Here is a 15,840-nt window from a genome sequence, read left to right on the forward strand (position 1 = left end):
GTTTTCAGGAGTGCGCGGGAGTATTAACAGGGCGTGAATTCGGTAACGAACGGTAAAAAAGATGACCGGTAATATTCCTCCTCCGCGGGGAACGGAGGAGGAAAACAAATCAGGCTTCGATCAGGGTTTGCCCCAGATAGTGATTTTCATCCGGGATGCCCGGCAGCGTAAAGAAGAAACCGCCGCCGACCGGCCGGATATATTCCTCAAGCGGTTCACCGTTCAGGCGTTTTTGTACCGTCAGGAAACCTTTCTCAAGATCGTGCTGATAGCAGACAAACAGCAGCCCCATTTCCAGTTGCCCGGAATTGGTGACGCCCAGCGAATAGCTGTAGCCGCGACGCAGCATCAGGTTGTCGTCGGTTTCTTTGGTGCGCGGATTGGCCAGACGAATGTGCGCATCCAGCGGGATCACCTTCCCTTCCGGATCTTTGCTGTAATCCGGCACATCATGCTCTTTTTCCATGCCCAGCGGCGCACCGGTCGCTTTGTGGCGACCAAAAATCGTCTGCTGTTCCTGAAGTGGCGTGCGATCCCAAAACTCAACGTGGAACGGGATCAGACGCGCCGCCTGATAACTGCCGCCGGTCGTCCAGCCCGGTTCGCCCTGATCGGCAGTTACCCAGATGGCTTTGTCCATCAGCGGTTTATCTTTGGCATCCGGGTTCGCCGTGCCGTCCTTAAAGCCCAGCAGGTTAACCGGCGTTTCTTTGCCCTGGCTGCGCGCGGCGTGGGAAGAAATAAACCCGTCACGACGCCAGCGCACGCTGAGTAAATCCGGCGTGTACTTGATGATGTCGCGAAGCGCGTGAACCACGGTGTCGCTGTTATTGGCGCAAATCTGCAACAGCAAATCGCCGTGGCAGAGTTTGGCATCAAAGGAATCATTCGGAAAACGCGCCATGCGCTGCAATTTAAGCGGTTTGTGAGCGGCCAGCCCGAAGCGTTCGTCAAACAGCGAATCGCCCACGGAAAGCGTCATGGTCAGATTGTCCGGGTAGATTTCCGCGCCCATTACGCCCGAATCCATCGGCGGGAATTTCGGATCTACCGATGGCGCCGTGCCGCCGGTAGTCAGAAAGACAAAACGGGTATCGAGCAGACGGAATAGACGCTCGAGATCGGCTTTGGTGGTCGCGAGAACATCAAACGCCACCAGCATCATTGACGCCTGCTGCGGCGTTAAAATCCCTGCCTGATGTTCGCCGTAATAAGGCTGCTTGCCCCAGCGTTCATCGGGAGAAACGGTTCCCGGTGTGTACTCTTTTTTGGCACCCGGTGTTTTTTCTGCCTGCGCACCGGCCGCGCCGCCGAGGGCAAATGCCCCGCCTAACAATCCCACGCCTTTGAGTAAACGGCGGCGTGAAGAAGAAGTCGCGCCCTGTTGTACGGACTTATTATCGTTTTTATTGCTCATTGCTATGCCTCAGGAATTTAAAAGCTCCCTCCCCGGCGAAGGGGAGGGTTGGGGTGGGGTATTAAAGCAAAATCAAAAAGTTGAAGTGTGCATCAGCCATTGTATGGTCTGCTAAACCCCCTCCCAGCCTCCCCCTTCGCAGGGTGAGGAGTATCAATCTAAACCTAAAACACCGCGCAGCTTGGCTAAATCCTCTGCCAGCGTCGTGATCGGCCCTTTCATCGCATTACGGTCAGCGTCGGAGAGTTTCTCGTAGTTCTCGTAACCGTCTTTGGTTTTGTATTTGTCCAGCAGGGTATCCACGGTTTTAAAGTTCGCGTCGATTTTATCCAGCAGCGGCTTGTCGGCTTTTTCCAGCAGCGGACGCAGCAGGTTCACGATTTTCTGCGCGCCGTCGAGATTTGCACGGAAATCCCACAGGTCTGTGCGGCTGTAACGGTCTTCTTCACCGCTGATTTTGCTCGATGCCACTTCTTCGATAAGGCCTGCTGCACCGCCGACCACTTTGTTCGGCGGGAAAGTCAGGTCGGTGATACGTTTTTGCAAATCAACGGTATCGGTATAGAGCTTGTCAGCAAAAGGCTCAGCGCCTTTGGTGGTTTTGTCGGCGAACAGGATTTTCTCAAGACGGTGGAAACCGGTGAAATTCGGGTCTTCGGCTTTCTTTTCGAAGTCATCTTCACGGGCATCGATGCTGCCGTCGAGGTCTGAGAATAGCTCGGCGATCGGTTCGATACGTTCGTAATAAACGCGGGTAGAGGCGTACAGCGCCTGCGCTTTCGCCAGATCGCCCTTCTTAATCGCATCCGTGAACGCTTTGGTGTGGGAAACCAGTTCAGCAACCTGTTGCGTCACATACACTTTGTATTCCGCAATCGGGCCAACCAGCGCCATGGCGTCAGGTTTTGCGGAGGTCGCCGCGCCTTCCGCCGTGACGGTCAGTTTGCCTTTCGGATTGCTCAGCAAGCCGCAGGTCATGTCGTATTCGCCCGGCTCCAGATTGGCGGTCATTTTCTGCGTGAAGCCCGGCGCCACGTTTTCACGCTCTTCCACCACCATCACGCCTTTCAGAATTTCCCATTCCAGGTTTTTCTGGCTGTTGTTATGGATAACAAACTGCGTTTTACCGGCCGGCACGGTTAGCGCCATCGGTTCACATTGTTTGTCGTTTACAGCAATTTTGACCTGACGGACATCAGCCGCCAGCACATTAGCGCTCAGCGCAAAAGCGGGCAGTGACAGCAGCGCGACCTGTAAAGCTTTACGGCGAAACAGCGGGGATGAATATGACATGTACCACTCCGTGACAAACTGTGTGAATAGAGAATGTATGAACAACAATATTGTTAAAAATCAGCGTTGTGTTTTTTGTCCGGCCGGAGCCGTGACGGCTGATTTTCCCTGAGGCATAAAGAACAGGAACAGCGCCGGGATCAGGTACAGGAAATACACCGCGACTTCACTGACGGTCGGCGCTTCCTGATAACCAAACATCCCTTCCAGCAAGGTACCGAACAGGGAATGCGTGGACAGCGTGCCGCTGAAATCAAACGCGATATCCTGCATGCTGTTCCACAAACCGGCTTCGTGGAAAGCGCGGATAGCGCCGGCCGCCAGACCTGCCGCGACGAACAAAATAAACAGGCTGGTCCACTTGAAGAACTTCGCCAGATGCAGCTTCACGCCGCCGTAGTAAATCAGGAAACCCAGCACGATGGCCGCGCCCAGACCGAGTAACGCACCGATGGGTGCTTCAATGCCGACATCCTGCTGGAACGCCGCCAGCAGGAAAAATACCGATTCCAGCCCTTCACGCGCGACCGCGAAAAACACCATCGCTACCAGCGCCCAGCCCTGACCGCGACCGGAATTGAGCGCGTTATCTATCGCGCCTTCCAGATGCACTTTGATGGAACGCGACACCTTGCGCATCCAGAACACCATGTAGGTCAGAATGCACACCGCAATGACGGCCACAATGCCTTCAAACAACTCCTGCTGCTTTTGCGGAAACTCGCCGGTGGTGGCATTGATAAACAGCCCCAGCGCCAGACACAGTGCCGCAGCAATGAACACGCCAATCCAGACCACACCGAGCCACTGCCCGCGCTGCGTCCGTTTAAGGTAACTGGCGATCAGGCTGACAATCAGCGCCGCCTCCAGCCCTTCGCGAAACATAATGAGAAACGGAACGAACATAGCGGAAACTCCCGAACCCTGAATTCTGAAGACTTACAGATGTGTAAGGACTCTGTAAAGAAAGGTAAAAAGAAACGATATTGATTATCATTCCTGGAAAAAGAAATACAAGAGGTGACGGGCTCTTTTTTGAAACCTGTCGGGGAAATGCGCACGAAAAAACAGAAAATCGGGATCAGGACGATCCCGGTTTATCACGATAACGCGGGGAAAATCAGAGGGTGTTGTATTCCGCTTCGGCAGCGTTGAAGCGCTCTTCGACTGCCACGGAAGGTTTACGCCCCATCAGGCTGACCACCCAGATGGCGATCGAAGCAAAAATAAACCCAGGAATGATTTCGTACAGTTCAACCCAGCCGTAACTTTTCCACAGAATCACCGTCGCGGCGCCAATGACCATCCCGGCCAGCGCGCCGTTGCGCGTCATGCGTTTCCACATCACCGAAATAAGGATAACCGGACCAAACGCTGCACCAAAGCCCGCCCACGCATAGCTCACCAGCCCCAGAACACGGTTCTCAGGATTTGCCGCCAGCGCAATCGCCACCAGCGCCACCACCAGCACCATCAGACGACCAATCCACACCAGTTCCCGCTGACTCGCGCCTTTACGCAAAAACGCTTTGTACAGGTCTTCGGTAATCGCACTGGAACAGACCAGCAACTGGCAGCTCAGGGTACTCATCACCGCCGCCAGAATAGCCGACAGCAAAATACCGGCAATCCAAGGATTAAAGAGGATTTTCGCCAGTTCGATGAACACGCGCTCAGCGTTTTGCGTCACATTGCCCGCTACTGCCGGGTTATTGCTGAAATACGCAATCCCGAAGAAGCCCACGGCGATGGTGCCCGCCAGACACAAAATCATCCACGTCATGCTGATACGGCGTGCGCTGCGGATAGTGTGATGCGAATCGGCGGCCATAAAACGCGCCAGAATATGCGGCTGACCGAAATACCCCAGTCCCCAGCCGAGCAGGGACACAATTGCCACCAGATTCATATTCTTGAACATGTCGGTGTATTCCGGATTTTTCGCCTGAATCACCAGCATCGAACTGTCAATGCCGCCGACCGCGAGGATGACGATCACTGGCGTCAGGATCAGCGCGAAAATCATCAGGCTGGCCTGCACCGTGTCAGTCCAGCTGACTGCCAGAAAACCGCCGATAAAGGTATAAATAATGGTCGCTGCGGCACCCGCCCACAGCGCGGTCTGATAAGACATCCCGAAAGTACTTTCAAACAAACGCGCACCGGCAACAATCCCGGAAGCACAGTAAATGGTGAAGAACACCAGGATCACGACAGCCGAGATAATACGCAGCAATTTGCTGGAATCTTCGAAGCGGTGCGTGAAGTAATCCGGCAGCGTCAGCGCATTATTGTTGGCCTCGGTGTGAACGCGTAAGCGCCCCGCCACCAGCTTCCAGTTCAGATACGCGCCAATCGTGAGGCCGATGGCAATCCAGCTTTCGGAAATACCGGAAAGAAAAATCGCGCCCGGTAAACCCATTAATAACCAGCCGCTCATGTCAGAAGCACCGGCGGAAAGTGCCGTCACCACGCTGCCTAAGCTGCGGCCACCCAGAATATAATCATCAAAGTTTTTGGTCCGTAAATACGCGATGAGCCCTATCAAAATCATCCCGAAAATATAAACACAAAACGTCACCAGCATCGGTGTGTTCATTGTCATGTCCTTCTCCACTTTCTTATTTTTTGCGATACGTGTTTGCAATGCAGGCCGGCATCTGTCTGTCCTGACACACCTTTTTCAAAAGGCGGCCAAAATCATGCCGGGGCGAGATGATGGCTGAAACCCGCGAAGGATGCAGCATGACTCTCCATTTTTTTTCTTTTTCAGCGTACTTAATGTGGTTTTTATTCAAATTAACTGTCGGTCGCGATACTGGTTGAGTGATCGCTACATTTCAAATGTTTTAACATTTTGGATACGTAAAATTTACGACGCATCACATTTATGATGAGAGCGGGTTGCACGTTACATTTCCCTCAGTTGCACCTTTAACTTTGAGGTTATTAAGGCGGTTACCGCGAATAACCTGTCTTTCCTACGTTGATTCAATGTTAAAAATGCCAAATAAATCACATCAGGCATACTTCGTGCATTAACAGGGTTGCACAAGGTTGCAACATAGAAGATATTGCTTGCCATAAAGATAATGAATTCACCTGAACCTTTTCATAGGGAGTGGTTGCGTATGGGTATGACGACGATGGGCGTGAAGCTGGACGAAGGCACACGCGACAGGCTAAAAATTGCGGCTCAGCAGATTGACCGCACGCCGCACTGGCTGATCAAACAGGCGATTTTTTCCTATCTGGAACGTCTGGAAAATGGCGATTCGCTGCCGGAGATCCCGGCGCTCAATGGCGCAGCGCCTGGCGACGCGGAAGATCCCGCCGGTCAACCGGTGCAGGAAATGCATCAGCCGTTCCTTGATTTTGCCGAGCAGATTTTGCCGCAGTCGGTCAGTCGTTCAGCCATTACCGCCGCCTATCGCCGCCCGGAGCCGGAAGCCGTTTCCATGCTGCTCGAACAGGCCCGTCTGCCTGCTCCGCTCAACGACGCTGCCCTGAAACTGGCCGCCGAGATCGCCACCAAACTGCGTAACCAGAAAAGTGCAAACGGCCGCGCCGGTATGGTGCAAAGCCTGTTGCAGGAATTCTCCCTGTCCTCGCAGGAAGGCGTGGCACTGATGTGTCTGGCCGAAGCATTGTTGCGTATTCCCGATAAGCCAACGCGCGATGCGTTAATCCGCGACAAAATCAGCAACGGCAACTGGCATTCACATCTGGGCCGCAGCCCGTCGCTGTTCGTCAATGCCGCGACCTGGGGTTTGCTGTTTACCGGCAAACTGGTGGCGACACACAATGAAGCCAGCCTGTCGAAATCCCTGAACCGTATTATCGGCAAAAGTGGCGAACCGTTGATCCGCAAAGGCGTGGACATGGCGATGCGCCTGATGGGCGAACAGTTCGTGACCGGCGAAACCATCGCGGAAGCGCTGGCTAACGCGCGTAAACATGAAGAAAAAGGTTTCCGTTACTCCTACGACATGCTGGGTGAAGCGGCGCTGACCGAAAAAGACGCGCAGGCGTATTTGCAGTCATATCAGCAGGCGATTAACGCGATTGGTAAAGCCTCAAACGGTCGTGGCATTTATGAAGGGCCGGGCATTTCAATCAAACTTTCCGCCCTGCATCCGCGCTATAGCCGTGCGCAGTACGAACGCGTGATGGAAGAGCTTTATCCGCGCCTGCTCTCGCTGACGCTGCTGGCGCGCAGTTATGACATCGGCATCAATATTGACGCCGAAGAAGCCGACCGTCTGGAAATCTCCCTCGATTTGCTGGAAAAACTCTGCTTTGAGCCGGAACTGGCGGGCTGGAACGGCATCGGCTTCGTTATTCAGGCTTACCAAAAACGCTGCCCGATGGTCATCGATTACCTGACCAATCTGGCGCAGCGCAGCCGTCGCCGCCTGATGATCCGTTTGGTTAAAGGCGCGTACTGGGACAGCGAGATTAAGCGCGCCCAGATGGACGGGCTGGAAGATTATCCGGTTTACACCCGCAAGGTTTACACCGACGTTTCCTATCTGGCCTGTGCCCGCAAACTGCTGGCGGTGCCCAACCTCATTTATCCGCAGTTTGCGACACACAACGCGCACACCGTGGCGGCAATTTATCAGCTGGCCGGTAACAACTACTATCCCGGTCAGTACGAATTCCAGTGCCTGCACGGCATGGGCGAACCGCTGTACGAGCAGGTTGTCGGCAAAATCAGCGAGGGCAAACTGAACCGCCCTTGCCGCATTTATGCCCCGGTCGGCACGCATGAAACGCTGCTGGCGTATCTGGTGCGTCGTCTGCTGGAGAACGGTGCGAACACCTCCTTCGTTAACCGTATCGCTGACGCCACCTTGCCGATTGACGAACTGGTTGCCGATCCGGTTCTGGCCGTCGAAGCGCTGGCCGCCAGCGAAGGTCAGGTCGGTTTACCGCATCCGCGTATCGCGTTGCCGCGCAATTTGTACGGCGACAAACGCGTGAACTCTGCGGGGCTGGATATGTCGAGCGAACACCGTCTGGCGTCGCTTTCCAGCGCCCTGCTGCAAAGCGCCAGCCATCCGGTGAAAGCCCAGGCGATGATTGATGCACAGACCGATGAGGGCGAATTCCTGCCAGTCATTAACCCGGCTGAAAACGGCGATATCGTCGGCTACGTGCGTGAAGCCACGCAGGACGAAATCAGCCGTGCGCTGGATGCGTCCACCGCCGCCGGTGCTATCTGGTTTGCGACGCCTCCCGAAGAGCGCGCCGCAATCTTGCAACGCGCCGCAGAATTGATGGAAGCGCAGTTGCAAAGCTTGCTTGGCGTACTGGTGCGTGAAGCCGGAAAGACTTTTAATAACGCTATCGCCGAAGTACGTGAAGCGGTGGATTTCCTGCACTATTACGCAGGCCAGATCCGTGAAGACTTTGCCAATGACTCGCACCGTCCGCTCGGGCCGGTTGTGTGTATCAGCCCGTGGAACTTCCCGCTGGCGATCTTCACCGGGCAGATTGCCGCCGCCCTCGCCGCAGGCAACAGCGTGCTGGCAAAACCGGCTGAGCAAACGCCGCTGATTGCCGCGCTGGCCGTGGGCATTTTGCATGAAGCCGGTGTTCCGACGGGTGTGCTGCAACTGTTGCCGGGCCAGGGGGAAACAGTGGGCTCGCAACTGGTGAACGACGAACGCGTCCGCGGCGTGCTGTTTACCGGTTCCACCGACGTGGCAGGAATTTTGCAACGCAACATCGCCGGTCGTCTGGATCCGCAGGGGCGTCCGACGCCGCTTATCGCCGAAACCGGCGGCCTGAACGCGATGATTGTGGACTCCTCCGCACTCACCGAACAGGTGGTGACCGATGTCGTGGCGTCAGCTTTCGACAGCGCTGGTCAGCGCTGTTCCGCCCTGCGCGTGCTGTGTATTCAGGACGACGTCGCCGACCATACGCTGCAAATGCTGCGCGGCGCGATGGCCGAGTGCCGCATGGGCAACCCTGAACGGTTGTGTACCGATATCGGGCCGGTGATCGACGCCGAAGCCAAAGCCGGTATCGAGAAACACATCGATGCCATGCGCGCCAAAGGCCGCACGGTGTATCAGGCCACGCAGGAATTTGCCGCCGATCAGCAGGAATGGACGCGCGGAACCTTCATCAAACCGACGCTTATCGAGCTGGAAAGCTTCGATGAAATGAAGAAAGAAATCTTCGGCCCGGTACTCCATGTGGTGCGTTATGCCCGTCAGGATCTGGATAAGCTGATCGGTCAGATTAATGCCGCCGGTTACGGCCTGACGCTGGGGATCCATACCCGCATCGACGAAACCATCCACCGCGTGACGCAGCAGGCGCACGTCGGCAACATGTACGTGAACCGCAACATGGTCGGCGCTGTCGTGGGTGTGCAGCCGTTTGGCGGTGAAGGCTTATCCGGAACCGGCCCGAAAGCCGGTGGTCCGCTGTACCTGTACCGCCTGCTGAGCAGCCGCCCGCAGGACGCCGTGCAGCAAACGTTATTGCGTCAGGATCGCGAACTGCCGCTGGACACGTCTGTACGCGAAGCGTTACTGGCACCGCACCGCGCGTTGCAACAATGGGCGACGGAGCAGAAACATCGCGAAGACCTGATTGCCGTGTGCGAGCGCTTCGCACAAACCAGTCAGGGCGGCACTTTGCGTACCCTGCCGGGGCCAACCGGGGAACGTAACACTTACGCATTATTGCCGCGTGAGCGCGTTCTGGCGTTGTCAGACAATCAGGATGATGCGCTGACCCAGCTCGCCGCCGTCACCGCGACCGGTTGCCGTATTCTCTGGCCGGATGCGCCGTTACAGCGCGAACTGTTCAGCCAGTTACCGGAAGCGGTACAGGAACGTGTCGATTTCGCCAAAGACTGGCAGAACGAGGCACCGGTATTTGACGCGGTGATTTATCACGGCGACGCCGATCAGCTCCGCGAACTTTGTCAGCTTATCGCCAAGCGCCCTGGCGCGATTATTTCAGTACAAGGGTTTGCGCGCGGCGAAGATAACATCCTGCTGGAGCGTCTGTTGCATGAGCGTTCACTGAGTGTGAATACCGCGGCAGCGGGCGGGAATGCGAGTCTGATGACAATCGGGTGATAGATTGCAGAAGCCGCTGCAATTGGGCGGCTTTTCACTTGCAGTGAGGCACCAGGACTCTGACCGGGGAAGTTTCGGTTTTTCAATAACTGTGTTCACTTAACCTGCTGCGTCGAAACCGACCAAAGAGGCCCAGGACGGGGCCTCTTTGGAATCTCCGCGTCTTTCTAACAGCGCTATCGCTCGCTGGCTATGTTTCAGGGGCCAGCGCTATTGCCGCGAAAACTTGCCGCTACGCGGTACCCTCACTCGGTTTCGAGCCACAGGTCTCGAAACACTTCGCTCGGCAAGCTTTCCGAAAGCGGCTGGAGGCTTTTTTAAAAGATAAACCATTCTGCTTTTGAATTTAGATAAGCCACTGGCCGCTTTCAAAACGACGTCGAATGAACGGTGAGAAACAGCGAGAGTCTTTTTCCGAGCAGGTTCGAACCTGAAGTGAGAGTACCGCGCAGCGGCGGCGTTTGCGGCACTAACCGGAGTTGCTGAAACATGGCCAGCGAGCGTAGCGCGTGTTGAAAAAGCGTGGGGAAATCCAAAAGGGGAAAAGCACTTTCCCCTTTTGGTCGGTTTCGGCGCCTGCCTCTGAGTGATAGCTGTTCTTGAAAAACCGAAACTTCCCGGTCATAGTCCCAGCCCCTCACTGCAAGTAAAAAAACCAAAACTTTCCTGGTCCTGTAACCGAAAGCCGCCATGTGCGCGGCTTCTGCACAAGGAAACACCTCGATCATATTCGAACTGCCTATCAGCAGACTGAATTATCATTAAAACGTCATAACTCTGACTTAACCTACCGGTAACAAAATACAACAATCTGTGTTTTTTTATTTCTGACGGTTTATCAAAAGGAGTTTTGACCATGCAACAACCTCTCTCCCTGCTTGCCCGCGCACTCTCTGCCGCCCTGCTGGTTTCCACATCCGCCAGCGCTTTCGCCGCGGAGCCGGACGCCCTGACAGACCGCGCAGCAAAAGGCGTGCTGACTGAACCGGGTGGCGCTCGTCGTCTGAGCGGTGACCAGACGGCAGCGCTGAAAGCTTCGCTTTCGGATAAAACGGTGAAGAACGTAATCCTGCTGATTGGCGACGGAATGGGCGATTCTGAAATCACTTCCGCACGAAATTATGCAGAAGGCGCAGGCGGTTATTTCAAAGGCATCGATGCCCTGCCGCTGACCGGTCAGTACACGCATTATTCTCTGGATAAAAAGACACAGAAACCAAGCTATGTGACGGATTCCGCCGCCTCAGCCACCGCCTGGACGACCGGCGTAAAAAGCTATAACGGCGCGATCGGGGTGGACGTAAACGGTAAAGATCACCAGACCATTCTCGAGATCGCCAAAGCCGCAGGCAAAGCGACCGGCAACGTCTCGACGGCAGAATTGCAGGACGCCACGCCAGCCGCCCAAATCGCGCATGTCACGTCCCGTAAATGCTATGGCCCGGAAGAAACGGCCGAAAAATGCGCCAGCAACGCGCTGGAAAATGGCGGACGCGGTTCCATCACTGAACAGCTGTTGCAGGCACGCGCCGACGTCACGCTGGGCGGCGGCAAAAAATCCTTCAGTCAGTTGGCGAAAGCCGGCGAATTCAGCGGTAAATCCCTGAAAGACCAGGCGCTGGCGCAGGGTTATGTGTGGGTAGAAAACGCCGACCAGTTGAACGCTATCACACAGGCCGACCAGAAAAAACCGCTGCTGGGCTTATTCGCCGACGGCAACATGCCGGTACGCTGGCAGGGTCCGAAAGCCACGTATCACGGCAATATCGATAAACCTGCCGTCACCTGCGAAGCCAATCCGCAGCGCACCTCAGAGATCCCGACGCTGGCCGCGATGACCGAAAAAGCGATCGACCTGCTGAAAACCAATCAGAACGGCTTCTTCCTGCAAGTCGAAGGTGCGTCGATTGATAAGCAAGATCACGCTGCCAACCCTTGCGGTCAGTTTGGTGAGACGGTAGATCTGGATGAAGCGGTGCAGAAAGCCCTCGAATTTGCCCGTCAGGATGGCAATACGCTGGTGATTGTGACCGCCGATCACGCGCATTCCAGCCAGATTATTGAAGCCGACGCCAAAGCCCCCGGCCTCACGCAAACGCTGACCACCAAAGATGGCGCGCCGATGACCATCAGTTACGGGAATTCCGAGGATGACTCGCAGGGTCACACCGGGACTCAGTTGCGGATCGCCGCGTTCGGGCCACACGCCGCGAACGTCGTCGGGCTGACCGACCAGACGGATTTGTTCTATACCATGCGGGAAGCAATGAATATTAAATAAGCAGGAGGCCGCTGCTTTGGCGGCTCAAAGCCATTGTTTTGGATTGCCATCCAACGTGGCATCTGGTTTTAACTGGATCGCGAAAGTTTCGGTTTTTCAATTGCAATGATCGCTCAGCGGCTACCGCCGAAACCGAAATTTACTCGGTCAGCTGTCAGCCCTCACTGCAAGTGAGAAACCTAAATCTTCCCGATCCAGTGACTGAAAGCCGCCTTGTGCAGCGGCTTGTGCACAAAACTGAATCTAGTGCGCCAGAAACTTCTCAAGGAACTGCTTCGTCCTCGCATGCTGCGGGTTCGAGAATAGCGCCTTCGCAGGCCCCTGCTCTACGATCTTCCCCTGATCCATAAAGATCGCTCTGTCCGCAACATCGCGCGCAAAGCTCATCTCGTGGGTCACGATGACCATGGTGCGGTGCTCGAGCGCCAGCGCGCGGATGGTGTTGAGCACTTCGCCGACCAGTTCCGGGTCGAGGGCAGAGGTCGGTTCGTCGAACAGGATCACTTCCGGGCTCATCGCCAGCGCGCGGGCAATCGCTACGCGTTGTTGCTGACCGCCGGAAAGGCGACGCGGGTAAGCGTTTTCCTTGCCGCTTAATCCGACTTTTTCCAGCAGCTGACGCGCCGTCGCGATGGCTTTCGCCTTCGGTTCGCCCTTCACAATCACCGGGCCTTCAATAATGTTTTCGAGCACAGAACGGTGCGGGAACAGGTTGAAGTTCTGGAACACAAAGCCCACCTGCTGACGCAATTCGCGGACTTTGTTTTTTTGTTTGCTGATCGGCTTGTTGCCGTCAATTTCGATATTGCCGACTTTGATCGTGCCGCCGTCCGGCTCCTCCAGCAGGTTAATGCTGCGCAGAAGCGTCGTTTTTCCCGAACCGCTCGGCCCGATAATCGCGACGACTTCACCGGCATTGACCTGTAAATCGATACCGTGCAAAACCGTCTGGCCGTGGAATTTCTTCGTCAGTTGCTTAACGTCAATGGTACTCATGAAGGCTCCTGATCCTGGCGGTTAACGCGGTCTTCCAGACGGTTTTGCAGGAAGGATAAAACGGTCGCCAGCACCCAGTAAATAATGGATGCGGCCAGATACATGGTGAACACTTCCAGCGTGCGGGAGGTGACCAACTGAGCCTGACGGAACAGTTCCGGCACCTGAATGGTCGCCGCCAGCGAGGTGTCTTTCACTAATCCGATAAAGCTGTTGCCCAGCGGTGGCAACGCAGTACGTGCCGCCTGCGGTAAAATCACGCGGCGCATCGTCTGCCAGGGGTTCATGCCGATACTTGCCGCCGCTTCCCACTGCCCTTTTTCAATTGACGAAATCGCCGCTCGCAGGGTTTCAGAAGTATAAGCCGCGGTGTTGAGTGAGAGGCCAATCATAGCCGCCGGAATAGGATCCAGCTCGATACCAAACTGTGGCAAACCGTAGTAAATCATAAACAGCTGTGCAATCAGCGGCGTACCGCGAAACACGGAGACGTAAAAACGTGACAGCCACGACAGTGGCCAGAAATGCGAAAGGCGCATCAGCGCCAGCATAAAGCCTAATATTAACCCGAAGACCATACCGCCCAGACTCAGCTGGAGGGTAAACAGGGTTCCTTTCAATAAAAATGGTGCTGAATCCAGCACCAGTTGAATACTTTCTTGCATCCGATAAAGACCTTTTGGATGTGTATCCTGAAACAACCCGGAGCAAGATCAGCTCCGGGTTTAACGGATAATTATTTGGTGACGTCAGCCCCGAACCACTTCTCGGAAATTTTGGCTAAAGAACCATCTTTTTGCATTTCTGCAATCGCTTTGTTGATGGCGGCCAGTAATTCAGGGTTGTCTTTGCGGATCGCAACACCGGATTCCAGACGGGAGAACGGCGCACCGGCAACGGCTAAGGTGTTGTTGGTTTTCTTCACCAGATCCAGCGCAGCCAGGCGGTCAACCAGAATCGCATCGGTACGACCTACGCGCAGATCCTGATATTTCGTCGGGTCATCATCATAGGTACGAACGTCCACGCCCTGAACATTCGCGCGTAACCATTGTTCGTAGTTGCTGCCCAGACCCACGCCTACTTTCTTACCTTTGAGATCTTCCGGCTTGGTGATTGAGCCTTCGTTACCTTTTTTGGTCAGCGCCTGAATACCGGAAACGGTGTACGGCGTGGAGAAGTCATATTTCTTCTCACGTTCAGGGGAAATGGTCACCTGGTTGATGACAACGTCAATACGTTTGGATTCCAGAGAAGCCAGCATGCCGTCCCATTTGGTCGGTTGCAGCTTCGCTTTCACGCCCATATGCTGTGCCAGCGCATCGGCGAATTCCACTTCAAAACCGGTCAGTTTGCCGTCTTCACCCTGGAAACTGAACGGAGGGTAAGTCCCTTCCAGACCGACGATCAGCGTGCCGCGGTCTTTCACTTTTTTCAGTAAGCCTTCATCAGCAAAGCTGTTGGTGACCATACCGGCTGTCAGGCTGACGGCCACAGCACCCAGAAGTAAACGACGACGCAATGTGGAAAAAACCATATACACCTCAGTTATTATCGATGTTAGAAAGTTATATATCTGACGATTTGCGCACAGTAGCACCCGCCGCGAGAGTTATCAGGAATATAATTTCATAATCTTAGTGCAAAATTGCATAAGCGTACTGTATGGCATCACACTTGCGGATGATACGCAAACAGTGCCGGCGCGCCGCCGGTATGGATGAACAGGATCGGGCCTTCGTCCGGGAATAATCCGCGTTCGATGCCGTCGAGCAGACCGGCCATTGCCTTGCCGGTATATACCGGATCCAGCAGCATCGCTTCCTGCTCCGCCAGCAATTTCACCGCCGCCATTCCCGCTTCATTCGGCTCACCGTAGCGCGGTGCAAAATAGTCATCCCACAAAACGATCTGCGGTATTTTTTCATCAAACTGCAAACTGGCAGCAACGTCACGGGCAATGGTTTCCACCTTCGGACGCTGCGCGTCGGCTTTACGTGACACCGTCACGCCTATCAGTTGTGTATCCGGCATTAAATGCTGCAATGCGACCGCCAGCCCGGCGTGTGTCCCCGCACTGCCGGACGCCACCACGATTGCGCTGAAATCGACGAAACTCGCGGAAGACTGTTCAGCAATCTCCAGCGCACACCGGACATATCCCAGCGCACCCAGCGCATTCGAGCCGCCGACCGGCACAACGTACGGACGAAAACCTTGCCCTTCCAGGCGCTCAGCCAATTCTGCCAGCTGCGCCGTCGGGTCGTGCAGTTCATCGCACATCACCACTTCGGCATTGAATAAATCCAGCAACAGGCGGTTGCCGTTGGTCAGATAATTGGCTTCGGTGGTGCCAATGGGGTTTTCCAGCAACGCAACGCATTTCAGGCCCAGTTTCGCCGCCACTGCCGCCGTCTGACGGACATGGTTGGACTGAATCGCGCCTGCTGTCACCAGCGTATCCGCACCTTCTGCCAGCGCGGCGGCGGCAAGATATTCCAGTTTTCTGAGCTTGTTACCGCCCATCGCCAGCGGCGTAATGTCATCGCGTTTGATATAGATGTCACGACCCGTGAACTCAGAGAGACGGTGGAGTTTTTCTAATGGCGTGCAGTTGCCCAGTAAATCAATACGATCAAAGGCTTCCAGCCGGGTTTTAAGCAAAGCAATTTTAGCAGGCACAGTGTTCCCCTGACGCACAGCCGCAAGGCCGGCGAAGTCGTGATAGTCGAAGCAGATGTATTTGC

At 55.1% G+C, this 15,840-nt stretch carries 11 protein-coding genes; 2 read left to right on the forward strand and 9 right to left on the reverse strand.

The features are described 5' to 3' along the window. Positions 1-109 precede the first annotated feature (109 nt). From efeB to putP, 4 genes are all read right to left on the reverse strand, one after another. Complete coding sequence (gene efeB, locus GW579_RS04825; protein ID WP_165057852.1) at positions 110-1,417, reverse strand: iron uptake transporter deferrochelatase/peroxidase subunit; 1,308 nt, start codon at positions 1,415-1,417, stop codon at positions 110-112. A gap of 153 nt (positions 1,418-1,570) precedes the next feature. Next, a complete protein-coding gene (gene efeO / locus GW579_RS04830; RefSeq protein ID WP_152326997.1) occupies positions 1,571-2,710 on the reverse strand; it encodes an iron uptake system protein EfeO in 1,140 nt (379 codons plus the stop codon). A 60-nt stretch (positions 2,711-2,770) separates the two neighbouring features. Beyond that, entirely contained in the window at positions 2,771-3,616 is an 846-nt protein-coding gene (gene efeU / locus GW579_RS04835) for an iron uptake transporter permease EfeU (RefSeq protein ID WP_152326996.1), read from the reverse strand. Between the two features lie 214 nt (positions 3,617-3,830). Then, positions 3,831-5,315: a sodium/proline symporter PutP gene (gene putP / locus GW579_RS04840; RefSeq protein WP_165057854.1), complete on the reverse strand. Its 1,485-nt coding sequence runs from the start codon at positions 5,313-5,315 to the stop codon at positions 3,831-3,833. Positions 5,316-5,841: 526 nt separating this feature from the next. Between putP and putA the strand changes: the two genes are divergently transcribed. After that, the gene (gene putA, locus GW579_RS04845; RefSeq protein WP_165057856.1) at positions 5,842-9,816 is read left to right on the forward strand and encodes a trifunctional transcriptional regulator/proline dehydrogenase/L-glutamate gamma-semialdehyde dehydrogenase; all 3,975 of its coding nucleotides are present in this window, start codon (positions 5,842-5,844) and stop codon (positions 9,814-9,816) included. Between the two features lie 368 nt (positions 9,817-10,184). Here putA and GW579_RS04850 read toward each other — a convergent pair whose 3' ends face one another. Further along, the gene (locus tag GW579_RS04850) at positions 10,185-10,544 is read right to left on the reverse strand and encodes a hypothetical protein (RefSeq protein ID WP_165057858.1); all 360 of its coding nucleotides are present in this window, start codon (positions 10,542-10,544) and stop codon (positions 10,185-10,187) included. A gap of 128 nt (positions 10,545-10,672) precedes the next feature. Between GW579_RS04850 and phoA the strand changes: the two genes are divergently transcribed. Continuing rightward, positions 10,673-12,097, forward strand: a complete 1,425-nt coding sequence (gene phoA, locus GW579_RS04855) for an alkaline phosphatase (protein ID WP_165057860.1) — start codon at positions 10,673-10,675, stop codon at positions 12,095-12,097. A gap of 243 nt (positions 12,098-12,340) precedes the next feature. On the opposite strand, the gene tcyN is transcribed toward phoA, so the two are convergent. The 4 genes from tcyN to GW579_RS04875 form a co-directional block, all read right to left on the reverse strand. Further along, positions 12,341-13,093, reverse strand: a complete 753-nt coding sequence (gene tcyN, locus GW579_RS04860; RefSeq protein WP_152326991.1) for an L-cystine ABC transporter ATP-binding protein TcyN — start codon at positions 13,091-13,093, stop codon at positions 12,341-12,343. Beyond that, complete coding sequence (tcyL, locus tag GW579_RS04865) at positions 13,090-13,758, reverse strand: cystine ABC transporter permease (protein ID WP_101076710.1); 669 nt, start codon at positions 13,756-13,758, stop codon at positions 13,090-13,092. The genes tcyN and tcyL overlap by 4 nt, the downstream gene beginning before the upstream one ends. Positions 13,759-13,829: 71 nt before the next feature. After that, positions 13,830-14,630 carry a cystine ABC transporter substrate-binding protein gene (gene tcyJ / locus GW579_RS04870; RefSeq protein WP_152326990.1) on the reverse strand — a complete coding sequence of 267 codons (801 nt, stop codon included), beginning with the start codon at positions 14,628-14,630 and terminating at the stop codon, positions 13,830-13,832. Between the two features lie 134 nt (positions 14,631-14,764). Further along, complete coding sequence (locus GW579_RS04875) at positions 14,765-15,775, reverse strand: D-cysteine desulfhydrase (RefSeq protein WP_165057862.1); 1,011 nt, start codon at positions 15,773-15,775, stop codon at positions 14,765-14,767. Between the last annotated feature and the right edge of the window lie 65 nt (positions 15,776-15,840).

Origin of the sequence: Rahnella contaminans, from assembly GCF_011065485.1 — a bacterium.
GTDB classification, from domain to species: domain Bacteria; phylum Pseudomonadota; class Gammaproteobacteria; order Enterobacterales; family Enterobacteriaceae; genus Rahnella; species Rahnella contaminans.

Coding starts and splice junctions, on each gene's coding strand:
- GW579_RS04850 (WP_165057858.1), bottom strand. CDS start 10,544: ATGATCGAGGTGTTTCCTTGTGCAGAAGCCGCGCACATGGCGGCTTTC.
- phoA (WP_165057860.1), top strand. CDS start 10,673: ATGCAACAACCTCTCTCCCTGCTTGCCCGCGCACTCTCTGCCGCCCTG.
- tcyL (WP_101076710.1), bottom strand. CDS start 13,758: ATGCAAGAAAGTATTCAACTGGTGCTGGATTCAGCACCATTTTTATTG.
- tcyJ (WP_152326990.1), bottom strand. CDS start 14,630: ATGGTTTTTTCCACATTGCGTCGTCGTTTACTTCTGGGTGCTGTGGCC.
- putP (WP_165057854.1), bottom strand. CDS start 5,315: ATGACAATGAACACACCGATGCTGGTGACGTTTTGTGTTTATATTTTC.
- efeB (WP_165057852.1), bottom strand. CDS start 1,417: ATGAGCAATAAAAACGATAATAAGTCCGTACAACAGGGCGCGACTTCT.
- efeU (WP_152326996.1), bottom strand. CDS start 3,616: ATGTTCGTTCCGTTTCTCATTATGTTTCGCGAAGGGCTGGAGGCGGCG.
- putA (WP_165057856.1), top strand. CDS start 5,842: ATGGGTATGACGACGATGGGCGTGAAGCTGGACGAAGGCACACGCGAC.
- tcyN (WP_152326991.1), bottom strand. CDS start 13,093: ATGAGTACCATTGACGTTAAGCAACTGACGAAGAAATTCCACGGCCAG.
- efeO (WP_152326997.1), bottom strand. CDS start 2,710: ATGTCATATTCATCCCCGCTGTTTCGCCGTAAAGCTTTACAGGTCGCG.